The organism is Chelatococcus sp. YT9, from assembly GCF_018398315.1.
Lineage (GTDB): Bacteria > Pseudomonadota > Alphaproteobacteria > Rhizobiales > Beijerinckiaceae > Chelatococcus.
The window spans coordinates 2,320,530-2,341,337 of record NZ_JAHBRW010000001.1 but is presented as its reverse complement, the minus strand read 5'-3'; the positions used below and the strand labels follow the sequence as shown (position 1 = coordinate 2,341,337).

The following is a 20,808-nucleotide window of genomic DNA, read 5'->3' as shown; positions in this document are numbered from 1 at the left end:
CCCTCCACCCTGTCGGTTTCGCCGATCGCTGCGCACACAAGGATCGCAATTGGACACGGATTGCAAGTGACGCGGTCGCGCAAGCCGATGCGCGCCGAACAGAGGAGACAGTCTGGTCGCCGCGCTCAATATTTTAAGCGCGTGCTGGCCGCCGCGCGCCTCTCACAGGTAAGGTGGGGTGCAGGCGCTCACGACTTCGCAAGGGTCCTTACCGACATTGCGAAAGCGGTGGGGAATGCGGCTGTCGAACAGATAAGCCTCACCGGCCTTCAGACGCCGGACCTGATCGCCGACGGTCAGCTCGATTTCGCCGGAGATGACCACGCCGCCTTCACGGGAGGGATGCTCCAGCATCGTCGGTCCAGTGTCGGCACCTGGCTCGTAGCGCTCGTGCAGAATCTGCAGGTCATGGGCGCGGGCGTCGCCAACCTGGCGGAAGGCCATGCGGCCGGCCGCGCCACGCCCACGCGGGACGACACGCGAGGTGAGATCTGTCAGTTCGCCGGCCGCGAAGAAGATCTTGTCGTTAGTGGTCTCATCCTCGTTGAAGAACGACGACATGGTCGTTGGAATGCCACCCAGGATCTTGCGCAGCGAGGCCACCGATGGGCTGTTGCGGTTCCGCTCGATCATCGAGATCAGCCCATGGGTCACGCCCGCGCGCTCCGCGAGATCGCGCTGCGACAGCCCAGCCGCGACCCTTAGTTCGCGCAGCCGCGCACCGACGTCAAACTCCATCCATCCAGCTCCGACACGTTGCGGACTATTTTATCCATATTGCTTAAAATTCTGGGCAAGACTATCGTCCACCCCGATTATTACGCCGACTTTCGCGCAGGGACGCGAGTGGCGCTTTTTCTGGGAGACGATGGCGATGAATGCAACAGCTCAGTTGGCGGATCGGCACAAGAGCGCCGTGGCGCGCGGCGTTGCCACCAAGTCGATTTATGTGGCGCGCGCTCAAAATGCTGAGCTGTGGGATGTCGATGGCAAGCGCTACATCGACTTCGCCGCCGGTATCGCCGTGGTCAACACCGGCCATTGCCACCCCAAGGTCATCGCCGCCGTCACCGAGCAGGCGCAGGCCTTCACGCACACCTGCTTCCACGTGGCGCCCTATGAGAGCTACGTCAGCCTCGCCGAGCGGCTCAACAAGCTGACCCCCGGGGATTTCGCGAAGAAGACGATGCTGGTCACCACCGGCGCCGAAGCTGTCGAGAACGCGGTCAAGATCGCCCGCAACGCCACCGGCCGCCCGGCGGTCATCGCCTTCGGCGGCGCCTTCCATGGCCGCACGCTGCTTGGCATGGCGCTCACCGGCAAGGTCGTGCCCTACAAGAAAGGCTTCGGTCCCTTCCCGGCCGACGTGTTCCACGCGCCCTTCCCCAAGACCTATCACGGCATCGACACCACCCAGGCCATCGCCGGGCTGAAGAACCTCTTCCTGACAGATGTCGATCCGGCCCGCGTCGCGGCCATCATCGTCGAGCCGGTACAGGGCGAAGGCGGCTTCTATGTCGCGCCTTTGGATTTCCTCCAGGAAGTCCGGAAGGTCTGTGACGAGCACGGCATCCTCATGATCATCGATGAGATCCAGACCGGCATCGCCCGCACGGGCAAGCTGTTCGCGGCGGAGCACGCGGGCGTCGCGGCCGATATCGTGACAATGGCCAAGGGCCTCGCGGGCGGCTTCCCGCTCTCTGCCGTCACCGGCCGCGCCGAGATCATGGACGCGGCGGCCCCGGGCGGGCTCGGCGGCACCTATGGCGGCAGCCCCATCGGCGTCGCCGCCGCCCATGCAGTGCTCGATGTGGTTGAAGAAGAGAACCTGACCGGGCGCGCGGCTGAGATCGGCGAGATCATGCGCGACCACCTGACCGCGTTGGCGAAGCGCAATGAATTCGCTTGCATCGGCGACGTGCGTGGCCTCGGCGCCATGACGGCCTTCGAGATTGTGAAGGACAGGGCGACGCGGGCACCCGACGCGGCTTTGACAAGTGCTCTCATTGCCCGCGCGCAGGACAAGGGCCTTATCCTCCTGTCCTGCGGGCCGGATGCCAATGTCGTGCGCTTGCTTGCGCCGCTCACTACGCCCGTGGCACAGGTGAGGGAAGGTCTCGCCATCCTGGAGGAGGCCCTCACCGAACTCGTGACCGAGAGCCAGAACTGATGAACGGTGCCGATCTTCTCTGCGATACCTTGCTGGCCCACGACGTCGACGTCTGCTTCGCCAATCCCGGCACGTCCGAGATGCATTTTGTGGCGGCGCTCGACGCGAAGCCGCGGATGCGCTGCGTGCTGGGCCTGTTCGAAGGCGTCGTGACGGCAGCCGCCGATGGTTATGCGCGCATGGCGGATAAGCCCGCGGCGACGCTCCTGCATACCGGGCCTGGCCTCGCCAACAGCCTCGCGAATATGCACAATGCCCGCCGCGCGAGGACGCCGATGATCAATGTCGTCGGTGATCATGCGAGCTACCATCTGCAGCACGACGCCCCGCTGACCAGCGATATCGAGAGCCTGGCTAAACCCATGTCCAATTGGGTGCGCCGGATCATCAACGCGGAGACGATCGACGAGGACGCGGCGGCGGCGTGGCGGGCCGCCGTCTCGCTGCCAGGCGTGTCCACGCTCATCCTGCCCGGCAACATGGCCTGGGGCGAGGTTACGCCCCGCGCCATCCGTCGGGCCGAGCGCCCAAAGCCACCAGGGATCGACGAGAGGACGGTCAAGGCCGCCGCTGCCGCGCTGCGCTCCGGCAAGCGCGTCGCCCTGCTTCTCGGTGAGCGCGCGCTACGGTTGGATCCGCTCAGCGTGGCTGATGCCATTGCCCAAAGCACGAACGCACGCGTGATGTCACCCACATCGAACGCGCGTGCCCAACGCGGTCGCGGCCGCGTGCCCTTCGAACGGGTGCCCTATGCCGTCGATGTCGCCGTGGAGGCGCTCAAGGACGTTGACGTGATGATCATGATCGGCGCCACGGTGCCCGTCGCCTTCTTCGCTTATCCCGGCAAACCGGGCCGGGTGGTGCGCAATGACTGCGAACTGATCACGCTCGCTGAGGCGGGACAGGATCTCACCGCTGCGCTCGAATGGCTCGCTGACGAAGTTGGTGCACCGCGCAAAGTCCAGTTGCGCCCTGCTCCCGACGCGGAGGCCCTGACGCCGGCGGTGCCTTCCGGCCCCTTGACGGCCGATGCCATCGCCCGTGTCGTGATGCAGCGTGTTCCGGAGAACGCCATCCTCTGTGATGAGGCCGTCACGTCCGGCGCTTTCCATAACTACGCGCATCTGGCGGCGCCGCACGACATGCTGGCGCTCACCGGCGGCTCCATCGGCGTGGGCCTTCCGCTGGCCACCGGGGCGGCCGTCGCCTGCCCCGACCGCAAGGTCATCGGCATGCAGGCCGACGGCAGCGGCATGTATACTGTCCAGGCGTTGTGGACCCAGGCGCGCGAGCAGCTCGACGTCATCTCGATCATCTTCTCGAACCGCGCCTATGCGATCCTGCAAGGTGAGATGCGCAATGTCGGCGTCAAGGAATTCGGCCGCAATGCCGAGCGCATGCTCGCCTTTGATGAGCCGGCGCTCGATTGGGTGAGCCTTGCCAAGGGCATGGGCGTCGAAGGCGCCCGGGTTACGACGACCGATGAGCTGGCGAAGGTTTTCGAAGCCGCCCTCAAGCGGAAGGGGCCGTTCCTCATCGAAGCTGTCATGCCGTAAAGGCGGCAACTTGCGTCACTGTCATTCCGGGGCGGTCGTTGGCCGTGCCCGGAATCCATGGACACGTGCTTGCATTATTGAGCACGCGCAGTGTTCATCGTCCCCCCGGCTCCATGCTGCGCGTGGCCTCGGGATGATCCGGCGCCCGCCGAGGGACAGATCCTTGCCAGGTCGTCATAGCCACGCGTCCGGTTCTTCGATCGGGCGCTTTTTTTATCCTCTTCCCTTCAGACGCATGCTATCATTTTAAACTTAAAGCATTGACGTGACCCGATCGGGCCGTGCAAAAATGCGTCGATCCAGAGAACGAGGGAAGCGAGCCATGAAGGCCATTATCGTTGGCGGGGGTATTGGCGGTCTGACCACGGCCTTGATGCTGCATGCCCGCGGCATCGACTGCGAGATCTATGAGCAGGCCGCAACCATCCAGGAGCTCGGCGTCGGCATCAACGTCCTGCCGCATGCCATTCGCGAGCTGGCCGCGCTTGACCTTCTCGACCGCCTGGATGCGGTCGCCATTCGCACCCATGAATTGTTCTACCTCAACCGGCAGGGTCAGGAGGTATGGCATGAGCCACGCGGGCTCGATGCCGGCCACGACGTGCCGCAGTTCTCCATCCATCGCGGTCGGCTGCAATCGGTGATCCTGCAGGCCGTCGTCGAGCGCCTCGGCGCGGACCGGGTCCATACCGGTCGGCGGCTGGCATCCTTCGACCAGGACGAGGGCGGCATCAGCGCCCATTTCACCGATCATGCCGGCAATCCCGTCGAGACGGCCCGCGGTGAAATCCTTGTGGGCGCCGACGGCATCCACTCGGTCGTGCGCCGGACGCTGTTCCCCGACGAGGGCGGGCCGATCTGGAACGGCCTCGTGCTCTGGCGCGGTGCGCGGGATTGGCCGCGTTTCCTCACCGGCCGGTCGATGATCATTGCCGGCGGCCTCGCCTCCAAGATGGTCGTTTATCCCATTGCCGAGGGCTCAACCCCTGAGACGGTCTTCACCAACTGGGCGGTCATCGGCAAGCTGGGCGACGGCACGAGCCTGCCGGCGCGCGAGAATTGGTCGCGCCCCGGCCATTGGGACGATCTCGCGCCCAACACCGCCGGAATCACCATTCCCCAGGTCGACGTGCACGCGCTGATGCGCGCGACCGAGACTTTCTGGGAATATCCCTTGAGTGACCGCAACCCGCTGCCGCGCTGGTCGCACGGGCGGGTCACCCTGCTCGGCGATGCCGCCCATCCCATGTATCCCGTGGGCTCGAACGGCGCCTCCCAGGCGATCCTCGATGCCCGCGCGCTGGGTGATGCGCTGGTTCGCGCCGAACATCCCATGCAGGCGCTGGCGGCCTATGACGCCGAACGTCTGCCGAAAACGACCGAGATCGTGCATTCCAACCGCAAGGGCGGGCCGGAAGGCGTGATCGACGCGGTGGAAAAGCTCGCGCCCGATGGATTTACGGACATCGATGCGGTGCTGAGCTACGCCGAGCGCGAAGCCATCGTCCGCGGCTATGCCCAGCGCGCCGGCTTCGCTGCCGACAAAGGCAAGGCGGCATAGCGTCCGGCGGCTTAGGATCCGGTTCGCACGACAGGTCCCCTCTTCCCGGCGGGGAGAGGGTTGGGGTGAGGGGAACCCTCCCCTACGACCCCAGGGAGCGAGCCCTCACTCTGTCCCTCTCCCACCGGGAGAGGGGACGCTACCGTCTATCGGCAGTGCCAGGGATGACGGGCGAGATTGGTTGCGAAGCAATCGGGTGGGAGGATGGCGGGAAGCGTTGCAAGGCCAGCAAAGCTACTCCCGCACCATCCCGACGACAGCGGCATTGAGCGCGCTGCCCGGCACGGCCAGGCCCTCGAGCACGTTGAAATGGTGCGTGTCCGGCACTGCGAAGGATTGCGGTGAAAGATCGCTCCAGCCCGCCGCCATGTCCCGGGACTGGTGGTGGAAAACCTCCGGCTCTCGCCCTCCGACCGAGAAAGCGACCTTGGCCTGCGTCACCCATGGCTGTCCAAGCAGGGTGAGACGCTCCGCCTCTGCGGCGTCGAGCCTGAGCGCCTCGTTCATGGAGGTGTTGAGGAGCGGCAGAAGCTCGAACACGCCTGAGATGGACACGATGCCGGCGATAGGCCTTTCCGGCAATCCCCGCGCCCTCCAGTCCGTCATGAGATGAAGCGCGGCAAGATAGCCGCCGGCCGAATGGCCAGTCACGATGATGCTGCGGCGCTCGTCATCGTTCAGCACATCCTCGTAGAGCTTCGCGAAAGCACTGAGCGCCGACCCACGGATATGGGCGAGCGTCACGTCGGGGCAGAGGGGATAGTTCAGCAGGGCGACCGATAGGCCCTGATCGAGAAAAGCATCGGCGACCCAGCTCGTCTCGAATTTCGACAAGGCTCTCCAATAGCCGCCATGGATGAAAACAACGGTTCCGCGGGAATGCGGCGCGCGGAAAAGGTCGAAGACCTCCCGCGGATGCGGCCCATAAGCGATATCGGCAAGCGGCGGATGCCGCTCACGCGTGGCGTTGGAGCGCGCGATCCAGCCAGCAAGGATGTCCGGCAGTTCAGGCACCGTGACACGCGGGTTGTACGCGCGCTCGTACCAGTCGCGATCCGGTTGTGCGAGACCTCCCGTCATCCCCTGCCCCGTTTCATGAAAGCGTCAGCTGTCTCTCCGGATCAGGCGCCCCTGCCGGCGAAAGCTTCCTCCTCGGCGCGCATACGCAGCGCGTAACGCTGCAGCTTGCCGCTCGACGTCTTCGGCAACTCATCGACGAAGACGATCTCGCGCGGGTATTTGTAAGGCGCGATCTCGGCTTTGACATGCTCCTGCAGACGCTTGACCATGTCGGCATCGCGCGGTTCGCCCTCCCGGAGCACGACATAGGCCTTCACGATACGCCCGCGCTGCTCGCACGGCGCTCCGACAACGCCGCATTCGACCACGGCCGCATGGGTGAGGAGCCCCGCCTCGACCTCCGGGCCGGCGATATTGTAGCCGGCCGAGACGATCATGTCGTCGGACCGCGCCTGGTACCAGAAATAGCCATCCTCATCCATGACATAGGTATCACCGGTCATGTTCCAGCCATTCTGGACGAACTTGAGCTGTCGCTCGTCGGCGAGATAGCGGCAACCGGTGGGGCCACGGACCGCGAGGCGCCCCGCCGTACCGGGCGGCACCTCGTTCCCCTCCTCGTCCATCACCTTGGCCTCGAAGCCCGGAACGGGCTTGCCGGTCGAACCCGGGCGGATCTCCTCCTCACGGGCGCTGATGAAGATATGCAGCATCTCGGTGCCGCCGATGCCGTCGATGAGCTTGATGCCGGTGGCCGCCAGCCAGGCGTCGAAGGTGCTCTTCGGCAGCGCCTCGCCCGCTGACACGCATTTGCGCAAGGTGGAGATGTCGAACTGGTCGAGCTTCGGGATCATGGCGCGATACGCCGTCGGCGCCGTGAAGCAGATCGTGACCTTGAATTTCTCGATAGCCGGCAGCAGATCGTCGGGCCCGGCTTTCTCCAGCACGACGAAGGATGCGCCGATGCGCATGGGAAAGAGCACGATGCCGCCGAGCCCGAAGGTAAAGCCGAGTGGCGCCGACCCGATGAAGCGGTCGCTCTCGACCGGGCGCAGCACGTTGCGCGAGAAGCCATCGCAGATCGCCAGCATGTCCCGGTGGAAATGCATGGTGCCTTTCGGCACGCCGGTCGTGCCGGAGGTGAAGGCGATCAGGCAAACATCGTCAGCGGCCGTATCCACGGCCGTGAATTCCGGGCTCGCCTCGGCCATCAGGCTCTCGAGAGAATCGGCCTTGCCCGATCCCCAATAGACGATCCGCTCAAGGGCGGACGCCTGGCTGGCGGCTTTTTCCATCTCGTCGGCGAGCTTGAAGTCACAGAGCGCGAGCGCGATCTTCGCCTTGTCGATGGGATAGACCAGCTCCTTGGCGCGCAGGAGCGGCATGGTGGCGACAACCACGCCGCCCGCCTTCAGAACGGCGAGATAAGTCGCGACCATCATCGTATTATTGGCGGAACGCAGTAGAACGCGACCACCCGGCACGAGACCGAGGTCATTGACCAGCACGTTGCAGATGCGATTCACCCGCTCGTAAAGTTCACGATAGGTTAGCGCCTCCTCGAGACCAAACATGCAGGGCGCGTCACCACGTCCCTCGGCAATCCAACGATCGAGAAACGCGACACAACAGTTCAGGCGTTCGGGATATTGGAACTCAGGCCGGTTGAAGATCATCTCCGGCCATAACTCGCGGGCCGGCAGATTATCACGCGCAAAGGTGTCCACATGCGCCGTGTGTGCCATCGTCATCTCCCTCGTGTGCGGCCCCTCCCCTTGTCACGGGCCCGCACGCTCCATCCGGTCAACCAGGCCCGAACCCAGAAAAGGGTTAGCTCACAGGGATTTGCGCCGCCGCATCGGCCATTTGCTGAGGGCGGCTCGCAAGGCCCTTGCGGCCTCGATGGAATTTATTTTAATCTTGAACTATCGTCTGGCAAGGGCTTTCATGAGGCTTTCATTCCAAAGCATTGCTCGACGAGCTATCCGTTCGGAGAGATGATAAGCTCTCCACGGCAAAGTGAGCGCCTCAAGCAGCGACCACCCAGGGGAACAGAAGTTGGGGAGATCTAAGATATGAAGGATTGCGTAACTCGCTTCGGTCTCGGCGCAATCGCGGCAGCGACCTTGCTTGCCGGGCAGGCTTTCACCCAGGCCGCCATGGCGGCGGACAAGGTCAAAGTCGGTGTGATCGTTTCACTCTCTGGCCCCTCGGCAGTTCTCGGCCAGCAGGCGCGTGACGGGTTCGAGCTCGCCGTCAAGGAGCTTGGCGGCAAGCTCGGTGGATTGCCCGCCGAGGTCATCGTCGTCGACGACGAATTGAAGCCGGATGTCGCCGTCACCCGCGTCAAGGGCATGCTCGAGCGCGATCAGGTGGATTTCGTTGTCGGGCCGATCTTCTCGAACGTTCTGATGGCAATCTCAAAGCCGGTGACGGACGCGAAGACCTTCCTGATCAGCCCTAATGCTGGGCCGTCAGTGCTCGCGGGCAAGAGCTGCAACCCGTACTTCTTCGTCACATCGTACCAGAACGACCAGGTCCATCAGATTTCCGGCAAGGTGGCCCAAGATCGCGGCTACAAGAAAGTCTATCTGCTCGCGCCGAACTACCAGGCAGGCAAGGACGCGATCGCCGGCTTCAAGCGCGACTTCAAGGGTGAGGTGGTTGCGGAATCCTACGTCCCGCTCAATACCCTCGACTTCCAGTCCGAACTCGCGAACATCGCCGCGCTGCAGCCTGACGCGATCTACACCTTCATGCCTGGCGGCATGGGTGTGAACCTCGTGCGGCAATACCAACAGGCCGGCCTCACCATTCCGGTTCTCTCCGCCTTCACCGTCGACGAATCGACACTGCCCGCACAGAAGGACGCGGCTGTCGGCATGTTCGCGGGCTCCAACTGGGCGCCCAACCTCGATACACCTGAGAACAAGGCCTTCGTCGCGGCCTATGAAAAGGCTTATAACTCGGTCCCCGGCAGCTATGCCTTCCAAGCCTACGACGCGGCGCTGCTTATCGACAGCGCGGTCAAGGCCACGAAGGGAGACTTGTCCAATAAGGAGGCGCTGCGCGCCGCGCTGCTGAAGGCCGACTTCAAGTCGCTCCGCGGCAATTTCAAGTTCAGCGCCAACGGCTATCCGATCCAGGACTTCTACTTGACAAAGGTCGCCAAGCGGCCGGACGGCAAGTTCCAGACCGAGGTCGTGGAGAAGGTCTTCACGAACTATGCCGACCCCTATGCCAAGGAATGCTCGCTGACCAACTGAGGTCAGCGCTGCGGGGGGACGGGGCATTCCGGGTCAGCGCAGGCTGAGCCCGGAAGCCATGAGTGCCATATTTGAGGCCCCCGCTTTACGCATGCCCGCGAGCGCATGTGGGGTGTCATTCCCGGCGTCGCGCAGCGACGGAAAGGGAATCCATCGACCAGCCGCTTGATCTTTGGATCCCCTTCCCGGGCTGCTGTGCAGCCCGCCGGGGATGACATGGGACGAAACGGGCGGCTCTCCTGAACTTCGATGCGTCACAGGGCTAGCCCGTCCATCTCGGACTTGCTGCCTGCAGTCTCGTCCAATCCCGGGATGACCGGGGACGGATGTCATTCATTCCTGCCGACCATGAGCGACTGATGCCGCTGAGCCTTTTCCTCGTCCAGATGCTGAATGGCCTGCAGTTCGGGCTCATTCTCTTCCTCATCGCCGCGGGACTGACGCTCGTCTTCGGCGTGATGGACTTCATCAACCTTGCCCACGGCGTCCAATACATGGTTGGCGCCTATCTCGCCGCCATGTTCACCGCGATGACCGGCAACTTCCTGTTCGGGCTCCTGCTCGCGCTGCCGACCGCGCTCGCCTTCGGCCTGCTGCTGGAAGTGCTCGTCTTCCGAAAGCTTTATGATCGAGATCACCTGGATCAGGTGCTGGCGACCTTCGGCGTGATCATCACGCTGAATGAGGCGGTAAAGATCCTCTGGGGAGCAGCACCCCTCAGCGTCCCCGTGCCGGACTTCCTATCGGGGTCGATCCCGCTGATCGGCGGGCTGCGCTACCCCGTCTACCGCATCGCCATCATCATCGCGGGCCTTGCGGTCGGCCTGATGCTTTATCTTCTGGTCAACCGCACGAAGGTCGGGATGCTCGTGCGCGCTGGCGCCTCGAATGCGCCGATGGTGTCGGCGCTCGGCGTCAACATCCGGCTCCTGTTCACCTTCGTCTTCGGCTTTGGGGCGATGCTCGCGGGCTTCGCGGGTGCGATGGTCACGCCGATCCTCTCGGTCGAGCCTGGCATGGGTGACAATGTTTTGATCCTGGCCTTCGTCGTCATCGTCATCGGCGGCATCGGCTCGGTGCGCGGCGCCTTCCTGGCGGCGCTCCTCATAGGCGTCGTTGACACGCTCGGCCGTTTCATGGCGCCGATGCTGCTGCGCGCTATCCTTGATCCATCCACGGCAAGCCAGACCGGCCGGGCAATCGCACCCATGCTGATCTACGTGCTGATGGCCGTGACCCTCTGCATCCGCCCTGCCGGCCTCTTCCCGGCCAAACGTTGAGAGTGACGCGCGTGAAAGGCTTCCAGATGCCAGGAGGGCCATTGTCAGGATATCGAGTCTCAGGGGATCCGCGATGACGGATGCCGCCCGTCCGGTCGAGCAAGCGACGCCGGCAAACGCGCCCCCGAACCTCCGGCGGCTCGTAGTGCCGATCATCGTCTTTGCGGGTCTCGCCATCGCCCCCTGGCTCGCCCAGTTCGGCACGGAGAGCTTTGTCCTGTCGCTCCTCACGCGGGTGATGGTGCTCGGCCTCGCCGCGCTCTCGCTCGACCTGCTGATTGGATATGCCGGCCTCGTCAGCTTCGGCCATGCCGCCTTCATCGGCATCGGCGCCTACTCGGTCGGCATCCTCGCCAGCCACGGCATCAATGGCATCGCCCTGCAGGTTGTCGCGGCGCTTACGGTCTCGGCCTTTTTCGCGGCCATCACCGGCGCGATCTCGCTCCGGACGCGCGGCGTCTACTTCATCATGATCACGCTGGCGTTCGGCCAAATGCTGTTCTTCCTGGCGACATCGCTCGCCGCCTATGGCGGCGACGACGGCATGAACCTGCCGAGCCGCAGTCTGTTCTTCGGCTATGATCCGCTCGACAACGACCGCACGCTTTACTATGTGGCCTTCGCCACGCTGGGCGTGGTCTATCTCGCCTGCCGCATGCTCGTTGCGTCCCGTTTCGGGCGCGTGCTGCGGGGCGCCCGGCAGAACCCGGTGCGCATGCAGGCCATCGGCTTCTCTCCCTATCGCTACCAGCTCATGCTCTATGTGATCGCGGGCATGATCGCGGCGCTGGCCGGTGTGCTCCTCGCCAACACGAGCGAATTCGTGAGCCCTGCCACAATGAGCTGGCAGCGCTCAGGCGACCTCATCTTCATGGTGGTGCTCGGCGGCATGGGCTCCCTGCACGGGGCGATTGCCGGCGCGATCGTTTTTCTCCTGGCTGAGGAGGTGCTCGCCGGCTTCACGGAGCATTGGCATATCATTTTCGGTCCGCTCCTGATCCTCTGCGTGCTCTATATCCGGGGCGGCATTACGCCCCTCATCGAGAGGACGCGTTCATGACCGCTCCCCTTCTTGTCCTCGACCACCTCGCCAAGAACTATGGGGCCCTGAAGGTCACGGACGATGTGTCGTTGCACGTCGGTGCCAATGAGCTCCATGCGATTATCGGCCCGAACGGCGCCGGCAAGACGACATTGATCCACCAGATCTCGGGCCTTGCTCGGCCCGATACCGGGCGCATTCTCTTTGCGGACGAGGACATCACGCGGCTGACCATGGCGGAACGCGCCGCGGGTGGTCTCGCCCGCTCGTTCCAGATCACCTCCATCCTGCCGGACTTCTCGGTGCTGGAGAATGTCGCGCTCGCGGTCCAGGGGCGTTCGGGATCGAGCTTCCGCTTCTTTCGCAACGCCGGCAAGGAAGAGGAGCTGAACGCCCCTGCGCGCGCGATCCTCAACCAGTTCGGCTTGCTGCCGCGCGCGGGCATACCGGCGGGGCTCCTCTCCTATGGCGAGAAGCGCCAGCTCGAACTCGCGATCGCGCTAGCGACGCGGCCGCGCCTTCTGTTGCTTGACGAGCCGCTTGCCGGCACGAGCCATGAGGAGTCGGCGCGCATCATCTCGACGCTCAAGACCCTGAAAGGCACACTCGGCATCCTCCTAATCGAGCATGACATGGACGCGGTCTTCCAGTTGGCTGATCGTATCTCCGTGCTTGTCTACGGCCGCGTGATCGCCACCGGATCAGCCGATGAGGTGCGCAACAATGCGGAGGTACGCTCAGCCTATCTCGGCGAGGAGGCAGCCTGATGCTCAGCGTGCGTGATCTCCAGGCGGCCTATGGTCCCGCCAAGGTCCTCTTCAACATCTCCTTCGAGATCGGCGCCGGCGAGGTGGTCACGCTGCTCGGCCGCAATGGCATGGGCAAGACGACGACGATCAAGACCATCATTGGTCTTCTACCCGCCACGGGCGGCTCGGTAAGCTTCAATGACAAGCCACTGGCGGGACAACCGGCCTACCGAGTCGCTCGCCAGGGCATCGGGCTCGTGCCCGAAGGGCGGCAGGTCTTCCCCAATCTCACGGTGGAAGAAAATCTCATCGCGACAGCCTCGCCCGGCCCGGATCGCGCAAAGGCGCCGCGCTGGTCCCTGCCCGATATCTATGCGCTGTTTCCCCGCCTCAAGGAGCGGCGCGGCAATCTGGGCAACCAGCTTTCGGGTGGCGAGCAGCAGATGCTCGCCATCGGCCGCGCCCTGATGACGAACCCACGCCTTCTCATGCTCGACGAGGCGACCGAAGGTCTCGCGCCGCTGATCCGTGAAGAGATCTGGAGCTGCCTGCGCCAGCTCAAGAACGAACATCAGGCGATCCTCGTCGTGGACAAGAATGTCGATGCTTTGACGACCTTCGCGGATCGCCATGTCGTCATCGAAAAAGGCGCGGTGGTGTGGACCGGCACGAGCAGCGCGTTGAGATCCGATCCGAGCGTCAAGGACCGCTTCCTGCATGTGTGAGGCGGACTGAGACCCGGACCGTTTTAATCCACGAGCGTGAAAAGAGAGGTAAACCCATGTCGATTGCAGAGACCGCAGGTATTCGCAAGGCCAACGACGGACTCGACGGCATCACCTGGAATATTTTGGGCCAGACCTATGTGCCGAAATCACGCACGGACGACAGCTTTTCCTGGCACGCGACCTTCCCCCCGGGCACCTTCGTGCCCCCCCATATTCATCCAGACCAGGATGAATATATTTATATGCTCGAGGGCGAGCTGACCTTCTGGCTGGAAGGCGTCGAGAACAAAGCCGGCCCTGGCGATCTCGCCCGCCTGCCGCGCGACAAGGCCCACGGCATCTTCAACAAGGGTGACCAGACGGCCAAGTGCCTGTTCTGGGTCAGCCCGACACAGAAGTTGTTTGAGCTGTTCACCGCGATCCATGGCGTGCCGGACCCGGCTGAGGTCGTGCGGCGCGCGGCGCTTCACAACATCCACTTTCTGCCACCGGAAGCGTAAGGCTGAAGCCAGCCGCGCGGTCAATCGCTGGCGTTCCCTCTCCCGAGCGGGAGAGGGAGCAATCCCCCTCTCTCAGATCGCCTCGCCCTCCATATAGCGGCGGCACTGGCTCATCTCGGCGGCGAGAAAATCCATCAGCGCGCGCACGCGCGCGTTGTGGCGCAAGTCCGGGTGAGTGAGGAGCCACAGCTGCGCCTCGAACTGTTTGTCCGGCGGCTGCAGACGCACGAGCGAGGGCCGCGCATCGGCTATGAAACAAGGCAGATGGCCGATCCCGAGACCGGCCTCGATCGCCTCGGCAAGCCCGAGTACCGTGTTGACTTTATAGCCGACATTCTCGGGCGCGATATGGGTCCGCACGAAGCGCACCACGTTCAAAGAGCCGAGATTGTCACCGAGCGAGACCCACGTCCTGTTGCATAGCGTTGAAAGGTCGGCGTTGCGCTGGGTCTCGGGGTCGGGAAAATCGCTAGCCCGGCCATACAGCGCCCACGCGACATTGGAGATCCGGCGGCCGACGAGATTCTCGGGCGGCTTGTCGGTCGCGCGGATGGCGACATCGGCATCTCGTTTCGAGAGGTTAAGCGCCTGATTCGTCAGCACGACATCGAGCTGGATGGTGGGATAAACCTCCCGAAACCGGGCGAACAGGGATGTCAGCAGATGCACGAGCAGCGAATCGTTGGTGGTGACGCGCAGCTCGCCGGCCGGCGCGAGTTCCCGCCCCACAAGCTTACGCGTCACGGCCGTGATGTCGGCATCGACGCGCTCCGCGACCGCGACGATCTCCTCCCCTGCCGGTGTGAGCGCGTAGCCCGCCCTGTGGCGCTCGAACAACTTGACGCCGAGCGCTTCCTCGATCTGGCCGAGGCGGCGGAACACGGTCGAGTGGTTTACACCCATCTGCGCGGCAGCAGCCGGCAGCCCGCGCGCATCTGCGATCGCCTTGATCAGACGGAAGTCGTCCCAGGCAAGATGCTTGAAGGGCTCAACCATGACGCGCGGACCCCAGATCCCAGAAAGATCGGCCAGACTGCCGACAGCTCACAGAGCTTAGCGGCAAACCCAAATCTATAGAAGCAGAACAAACATTGCACGGATGCAATGAAAACACCCTGGCGGTTCAAGCAATTGAGGCTATCTCTAAAGCTATCGAAGGCGGCGTTGACCGCCCGGCACGGAGCTTCCGGATGATATTCCGTCGAAGCTCCCGAAGGAGGGTACTATCGATGGTTCAGAATGGCATTCACCACGTCACCGCTATCGCCGGTCCCGCGCGTCGGAATTTCCACTTCTACACGGATGTCCTCGGCCTGCGCTTCGTGAAGCGGACCGTGAACTTCGATGATCCCGGCACCTACCACTTCTATTTCGGAGACGAAGCCGGATCACCCGGCACCATCCTCACCTTCTTCCCATGGGAACATGTGGCGCCGGGCCGCCTTGGTGTCGGCGAGACGCAGGAGACGGTATTTCGGGTGCCGGAAGGTTCCATCGGTTACTGGACGCACCGCTTCGTCGAGAAAGGCGTGGTCCACCAGGCTCCCGAGAAGCGCTTCGGTGAAACCGTGCTGGCGTTCAAGGATCCCGATGGCATGCGGCTTTCGCTTGTTGGTGTTGCGGGCATCGAGGCCGAGGCGGCATGGGGCGGCAGTGACATCCCGGCAGAGAACGCGATCCGCGGCTTTCACAGCGTCAGCCTGCTGCTCAAGGACGCGGGGCCGACGGGCGCGATCCTGACGGACGTCCTTGGATTCAGCGAGATCGGCCGTGAGGGCACGCTCATTCGCTACAAGGCGGGGGACACTGCGATCGGCGGTATCGTCGACCTGCGCGCCGCGGGCGAGTTCCTGCCGGCGCGCATGGGGGGCGGATCGGTCCACCATGTCGCTTTCCGCGCCGCCGATGACGCGGCGCAGGAGGCGATGGTCCGGAAACTTGCCGAAAACCACGGCATCCGGACCACGGAGCAGAAGGACCGCAACTACTTCCGGTCCGTCTATTTCCGCGAACCCGGCCATGTGCTCTTCGAGATCGCGACGGATGAACCCGGCTTCGCGGCCGACGAACCACTGGCTTCCCTCGGCCAGGCCCTGAAGCTTCCGCCTTTTCTTGAGCGTCGTCGTGCGGAGATCGAGGCCGTACTCCCCGATCTCGGCTAACCCGAGCGCCAAGGCAAGATAGCTGTCCTGCGGTCAAGACGCAGGACAGCGCTTACCCCCTTTTGCAAGGAGGCCATCATGGGCGCCGCTTTGTCCTTTATCCACCGGTTCGAGCCAGCGACCGAGCCAGGCCGCGCTCCGCTCCTGTTGCTGCATGGGACCGGGGGTGACGAAAATGACCTGCTGTCGCTTGGCCGCCTGCTGGCACCAGGCGCGGCACTCCTGTCGCCGCGCGGCAAAGTCTCAGAGGGCGGAGCGCCACGCTTCTTCCGGCGACTCGCCGAAGGTGTCTTCGATGAAGACGATGTCCGCCACCGCGCCGACGAACTCGCAGACTTCATCCGTGAGGCCCGGGCCGCCTACGATCTGGCGGCGCCGATAGCGGTCGGCTTCTCCAACGGCGCGAATATCGCGGCCGCACTGCTCTACCGTCAACCGGATGTGCTGGCTGGGGCGGTGCTGCTGCGCGCCATGGTGCCCCTGCCGGAGGCTCCCGTGCAGACCCTCGCCAGGCAACCCGTGCTCATTCTCTCCGGAGCGATGGATCCCATCGTGCCGGAAGAGAATGCCAACCGGCTCAGCACCACCCTTGCCCAGGCCGGCGCGGCCGTAACCCATCGTGTGCTGCCCGTTGGCCATGGCTTGTCCCAGGCCGACGTCAACCTTGGGAGGCAGTGGCTGGACGAGCGCACGGTTCAGAACTAGGGCAGATCCCCTTCGGTGAGATCTGCTCTAGCGATGCTTCGGCGCGTGGTGCTGGGCGACCATGAAGGCGATCTGGGCCACGACGGTCGCGCCGCCCAGCACCAGGGCAGCCGCCAGCGCGGGGTGGGAGCCGAGCCCGGCCAACCCCGCGCAGACCGCGCCAACCGACATCTGCGCGAAGCCATAGAGGCCTGATGCCGACCCGACGACCTTCTGGTTAACGCTCACCGCCTGGGTGAGAGCCGTCGGCGCCGCAAAACCCGCACCGAACATGAAAAGGAACATGAGGCCGACGACCCAGACCACCGTGAGATGCCCACTGGCAACGACACCGAGGAACACCAGCGCGGCGGCGAGGCTCACGAGGTTCCCGCCGATGAGCAGAGAACGGATCGGCATGCGCATGATGAGGCGGCTGACGATGATGCTGCCGATCCAGATGCCGGCGACGAGAACGGCAAGGTAGAGGCCCACCTCATAAGCAGGCCGGCTCAGCTCATTGATGAAGATGAAGGGCGCCACGCCGATGAACGCATACATGGAAGTCGTCGCGCACCCCCCACCGATGGCGTAGCCGAGAAAAGCGGGCGAGACGAGGAGGCTTCGATAATTGCGGGCCAGCGTGGCGACGGAGTTATCGGCACTCGGCTTGCCCGTCTCGGGCAGCAAGCGCCACGTGAACACCATGTTCATCACGCCGAAAAGCGCAAGCAGCAGGAAAATGAAGCGCCAGCCGACGGTGGATGCCAGCGCGCCACCGATCAATGGCGCAACCGCCGGCCCGACAGTCACCAACAGGTTCATGAGGGCCAGCCGGCGCACCGAGTCCTGCGAGGTCGAGGTGTCGCGGATGATCGTCCGGCCAAGCACCATGCCGACACATCCACCCATCGCCTGGAACAGGCGCGCCGCAATAAGCGCATGTGCGCTCGGCGCCAGGGCCGCGGCGATTCCAGCCACGACATAGAGGGACAGCCCGACGATGAGCGTCGGTCGTCTGCCGAAACGGTCGGCAATCGGCCCATAGATCAACTGACCGACGGCGAGCCCAAGAATATAAAGGCTTATCGTAAGTTGCATCGCGCCGACGCCGGCACCGAGATCCTGCGCCACCTGCGGCAACGCGGGCACGAAAATATGCATGGCGAGCGTAGCACTGAAGGTGAGCGAGGCGAGGAGCCACAGCGGCACCTTCAGGCGCTGCTCCTCCGCGGCGCTGACCGTAGCTTCCTTCATCGGGGCGTTCACGCGACGATCTCTTCACTCGAGGGGGAAAGAACCGTCGCGATGTGATCGAGAACGCGCATCGTGGTGGCGAGATCCTCGGGGGCGATATCCGCCAGCGCCACCTCACGCACGTCGCGAGCAAACACCTCCACACGTTGCACGGTCGCATGACCGAGCGCCGTCAGCACGATTGCTTTGGTACGGCGATCCCTCCCCTCGCGGCGCTCGACCAAGCCGGCGCGCTGCAACGAGTCAAGCAGTCGCACGACCGACGATCGATCCAGCGACAAGGATGCGGCCAGATCTTTCTGGTACATGGGATGCGGAGCACGGGCGATGCGCAGAAGGGGAAGCCAGGTCGCTTCCGTTAAATCGAAGGGTTGCAGACGCCGATCGACCGCTCGACGCCACTGACGCGCTGCATGGCCGAGAAGAGAACCAAGGCGGTTGCGCTCCTGAGAAGGGAGAACAGACATGACAAACTCAAAACCAGAGCATTGTCGAGCGGAGTTGATACCGGTTCGCGTGAAGACAATGCGTGGGACCAAAGGCCTAGAGCAGTTTCGATGAGCCGGAGCACACCGGACATGCACTAGATGTCGCGCAAATAGATGACATATCATCAATCACGGTACAACTTCCCGATGGAGAACGCTGACCCGCGCAGAAAGCATGGGTCAAGTGTGGCTTCATGGAGCTCCGCCAAGCCTCAGGGGACGACCAGGTGCGTGCCCGCTACTGCCATAGCCCAAATTTCGCCCATTGCGCTTCGGGGATCATGGGCCCGATCTTATAGTCGAACGCCGTGATCTTCATGTGATCCTGGCTCGCCTCGCAGGTGAAGCTGTAGCGGTACCAATGGCCGGCACTGCGGAACGCTCCACCCGCACCGGTAAGACGATTGCCGTTGCGCTGGGTAGGGCTGATGGCATCCGCGAGAGCACGGTCCGGCCGATAGACATTTGCATCGTGACGGATACGCGCCATTGCTTCCACGTCACAGAGCTGCGTGAAACGCTCCGCCGGGTCTAGGTTTCGCAGGCTTGCTTCCAGTCGTGGATCAACAGCATGGGCAGGAGAGACCATGAGACTGAGCACAAACAGGATCGCCGACGGCTTCCACATCGATTACGCATCCTCATCAAAAAGTTCACGCGGAAATTCTGCCTATTCGTCAGTGGCTGCAATACGACTTGGAAGCAGATCACCGGTCCGCTCAAGCACAGGATAGGCTGCAGCAGCAACTATATGCGAATTGATCAGTTTGATATCCCGCAGCAGATCAAGATGCAGTGAGCTTGTTTCAGTGGTATCCTGGCGCCCAGTACGAAGACGAGCGAAGTGCGCTGCGGTTGCCGCATTCTCCGCATCGCGAAAAGCCACCTTTTCCTCCGCGAGAAGTCGCGCAGCGCGGGGATCTTCCGTCATGAAAAGTGATGCAGCGGTCCTCAGGTTGGCGATGAGTCGATCTATCAACGCCAGCAACTCCTCCTGCCCTTCCTTGGAGAAGGTGAGCCCGCGCTTGAGACGCTTCGATGCGTGGGGCAGCAGGTTGCGGTCGATGACATCGCCGGCCTGCTCGAGATTCATTGTAAAGGCAAGCACCTCGTTAAGACGCCGATGGTCGGCGTCGCTCAACTCCTCAGGATCGATCGACGTCAGGTAAGTTTTGATGGCGGTATTGAGGTTGTCGAGAATATCGTCGAGGCGCTTTGTCTCGCTGATGATCTTGCGGTCATCCTTGGCCAGGGCATCGCGCGCGCCCCGTAACATCTTCTCCAACATGTCGGCCAGTCGCAAAGCCTCGCGCGAGGCGCTGCCCAACGCAACGATCGGGGTCTCCTTGGCCGCGTTGTCCAGATAGATCGGCTGGGCCGGATCGTTCGCCTTCGCCCGTTCCGGCAGGATCTTCTCCAGCAAGCGGCTGTAGGGGCCGAGAAATGGAAAGAAGACAGCTGCGATCACGAGATTGAAGAAGGTGTGGAAATCAGCGACCATGCGGCCCGCGTCACCATCGAGGCGGACCATCAAGCTTGAGATCGGATCGATGAGAGCGAGCACGATAACGCCGCCGACGATCCGATTGAGCAGATTGCCGATTGGCAGTCGCTTGGCGGCCGGGTCATCACTCGTCGTCCCTTCGAGGACCGGATTGACGGCCGTCCCGATATTGGCGCCGATAACGAAGGCAATCGCAGCCTCCGGCGGAATGACGCCATTTGTCGCCAGGGACATGATCAGCAGCACGACCGCAACGCTGGAATGGAATGCCCAGGTGACGATGATCCCGAGGAGCACATCAATGATCGGCAGGGTCGATACTGCCCCCAGCAAGACCTTGAGGCCAGGCGCGTTCTCGAAAGGCGCCATCAGCGTCAGCATCTGATGCAAGGCGATCAGGATGAGCCCGAGCCCAATGAAAACGCGCCCAAGATCATGCATCCGCGTGCTGGAATCGCGCCGAAACATGACGACGCCGAACAGGATCAACCCTGGTGCGAAAGCGGCAACGTCAAAGGACAGAACCTGAACGATCAGCGTGGTGCCGACATTGGCACCGAGCATGACCGCGAGCGCCGGCATGAGCCGCACCAAGCCATCTGCCGCGAATCCCGTCACCATCAGACCGGTAGCCGTACTGCTTTGCAGGACCGCCGTGACACCGAGACCCGCGAGAAAGGCAGACAGCCGGTTTCGTAGGGCCGAACCGAGGAATGTGCGCAGATGCGGTCCGAAAGCGCGCTGCACTCCGGTTTGCACCATATGAGTGCCCCAGAGCAGCAACGCGACGTAGCCGGCCAAGTTAATCAGTGCGAAAGAAATGGCCATAGAGGGACCGTGC

Annotated in this window: 19 protein-coding genes; 11 read left to right on the top strand and 8 right to left on the bottom strand. The window is 63.4% G+C overall.

What is annotated here, in order from left to right:
• Positions 1-162: 162 nt before the first annotated feature.
• On the bottom strand, positions 163-738 hold the full coding sequence (locus tag KIO76_RS10625; RefSeq protein ID WP_213323251.1) for a cupin domain-containing protein: 576 nt from the start codon (positions 736-738) through the stop codon (positions 163-165).
• Positions 739-874: 136 nt separating this feature from the next.
• On the opposite strand from KIO76_RS10625, the gene gabT reads away from it, so the two are divergent.
• The 3 genes from gabT (at position 875) to KIO76_RS10610 (ending at position 5,287) form a co-directional block, all read left to right on the top strand.
• On the top strand, positions 875-2,170 hold the full coding sequence (gene gabT / locus KIO76_RS10620) for a 4-aminobutyrate--2-oxoglutarate transaminase (RefSeq protein WP_213323250.1): 1,296 nt from the start codon (positions 875-877) through the stop codon (positions 2,168-2,170).
• A complete protein-coding gene (locus KIO76_RS10615) occupies positions 2,170-3,726 on the top strand; it encodes an acetolactate synthase large subunit (protein WP_213323249.1) in 1,557 nt (518 codons plus the stop codon). Before gabT ends, KIO76_RS10615 begins: the two co-directional genes overlap by 1 nt.
• Positions 3,727-4,048: 322 nt before the next feature.
• Positions 4,049-5,287 (top strand): flavin-dependent oxidoreductase, encoded by a 1,239-nt coding sequence (locus tag KIO76_RS10610; protein WP_213323248.1) that lies wholly within the window; start codon positions 4,049-4,051, stop codon positions 5,285-5,287.
• 234 nt (positions 5,288-5,521) lie between these two features.
• Here the strand turns inward: KIO76_RS10610 and KIO76_RS10605 are convergent, their stop codons facing one another.
• Together KIO76_RS10605 and KIO76_RS10600 are read right to left on the bottom strand one after the other, a co-directional pair.
• A complete protein-coding gene (locus tag KIO76_RS10605; RefSeq protein WP_213323247.1) occupies positions 5,522-6,367 on the bottom strand; it encodes an alpha/beta hydrolase in 846 nt (281 codons plus the stop codon).
• Between the two features lie 41 nt (positions 6,368-6,408).
• Positions 6,409-8,052, bottom strand: a complete 1,644-nt coding sequence (locus KIO76_RS10600; protein ID WP_213323246.1) for an AMP-binding protein — start codon at positions 8,050-8,052, stop codon at positions 6,409-6,411.
• Between the two features lie 330 nt (positions 8,053-8,382).
• Between KIO76_RS10600 and KIO76_RS10595 the strand changes: the two genes are divergently transcribed.
• The 6 genes from KIO76_RS10595 to KIO76_RS10570 all read left to right on the top strand — a co-directional run bounded on the left by KIO76_RS10595 (position 8,383) and on the right by KIO76_RS10570 (position 13,872).
• The gene (locus tag KIO76_RS10595; protein ID WP_213323245.1) at positions 8,383-9,573 is read left to right on the top strand and encodes an ABC transporter substrate-binding protein; all 1,191 of its coding nucleotides are present in this window, start codon (positions 8,383-8,385) and stop codon (positions 9,571-9,573) included.
• Positions 9,574-9,938: 365 nt separating this feature from the next.
• On the top strand, positions 9,939-10,853 hold the full coding sequence (locus tag KIO76_RS10590; protein ID WP_213325202.1) for a branched-chain amino acid ABC transporter permease: 915 nt from the start codon (positions 9,939-9,941) through the stop codon (positions 10,851-10,853).
• 73 nt (positions 10,854-10,926) lie between these two features.
• A complete protein-coding gene (locus tag KIO76_RS10585) occupies positions 10,927-11,913 on the top strand; it encodes a branched-chain amino acid ABC transporter permease (protein WP_213323244.1) in 987 nt (328 codons plus the stop codon).
• A complete protein-coding gene (locus tag KIO76_RS10580) occupies positions 11,910-12,662 on the top strand; it encodes an ABC transporter ATP-binding protein (RefSeq protein ID WP_213323243.1) in 753 nt (250 codons plus the stop codon). The genes KIO76_RS10585 and KIO76_RS10580 overlap by 4 nt, the downstream gene beginning before the upstream one ends.
• The gene (locus KIO76_RS10575) at positions 12,662-13,369 is read left to right on the top strand and encodes an ABC transporter ATP-binding protein (RefSeq protein WP_213323242.1); all 708 of its coding nucleotides are present in this window, start codon (positions 12,662-12,664) and stop codon (positions 13,367-13,369) included. Before KIO76_RS10580 ends, KIO76_RS10575 begins: the two co-directional genes overlap by 1 nt.
• A 56-nt stretch (positions 13,370-13,425) precedes the next feature.
• Positions 13,426-13,872 carry a cupin domain-containing protein gene (locus KIO76_RS10570; RefSeq protein WP_213323241.1) on the top strand — a complete coding sequence of 149 codons (447 nt, stop codon included), beginning with the start codon at positions 13,426-13,428 and terminating at the stop codon, positions 13,870-13,872.
• A 72-nt stretch (positions 13,873-13,944) separates the two neighbouring features.
• Here the strand turns inward: KIO76_RS10570 and KIO76_RS10565 are convergent, their stop codons facing one another.
• The gene (locus KIO76_RS10565; protein ID WP_213323240.1) at positions 13,945-14,868 is read right to left on the bottom strand and encodes a LysR family transcriptional regulator; all 924 of its coding nucleotides are present in this window, start codon (positions 14,866-14,868) and stop codon (positions 13,945-13,947) included.
• Between the two features lie 233 nt (positions 14,869-15,101).
• Between KIO76_RS10565 and KIO76_RS10560 the strand changes: the two genes are divergently transcribed.
• A complete protein-coding gene (locus KIO76_RS10560) occupies positions 15,102-16,034 on the top strand; it encodes a ring-cleaving dioxygenase (protein WP_213323239.1) in 933 nt (310 codons plus the stop codon).
• A 78-nt stretch (positions 16,035-16,112) separates the two neighbouring features.
• A complete protein-coding gene (locus KIO76_RS10555; RefSeq protein ID WP_213323238.1) occupies positions 16,113-16,739 on the top strand; it encodes an alpha/beta hydrolase in 627 nt (208 codons plus the stop codon).
• Between the two features lie 27 nt (positions 16,740-16,766).
• Here the strand turns inward: KIO76_RS10555 and KIO76_RS10550 are convergent, their stop codons facing one another.
• From KIO76_RS10550 to KIO76_RS10535, 4 genes are all read right to left on the bottom strand, one after another.
• A complete protein-coding gene (locus KIO76_RS10550) occupies positions 16,767-17,987 on the bottom strand; it encodes a multidrug effflux MFS transporter (RefSeq protein WP_291976736.1) in 1,221 nt (406 codons plus the stop codon).
• Positions 17,984-18,442, bottom strand: a complete 459-nt coding sequence (locus tag KIO76_RS10545; RefSeq protein WP_213323237.1) for a MarR family winged helix-turn-helix transcriptional regulator — start codon at positions 18,440-18,442, stop codon at positions 17,984-17,986. Before KIO76_RS10545 ends, KIO76_RS10550 begins: the two co-directional genes overlap by 4 nt.
• Positions 18,443-18,701: 259 nt before the next feature.
• Positions 18,702-19,091 (bottom strand): DUF930 domain-containing protein, encoded by a 390-nt coding sequence (locus KIO76_RS10540; protein ID WP_213323236.1) that lies wholly within the window; start codon positions 19,089-19,091, stop codon positions 18,702-18,704.
• 42 nt (positions 19,092-19,133) lie between these two features.
• Entirely contained in the window at positions 19,134-20,795 is a 1,662-nt protein-coding gene (locus tag KIO76_RS10535; protein ID WP_213323235.1) for a Na/Pi cotransporter family protein, read from the bottom strand.
• Positions 20,796-20,808: the final 13 nt, after the last annotated feature.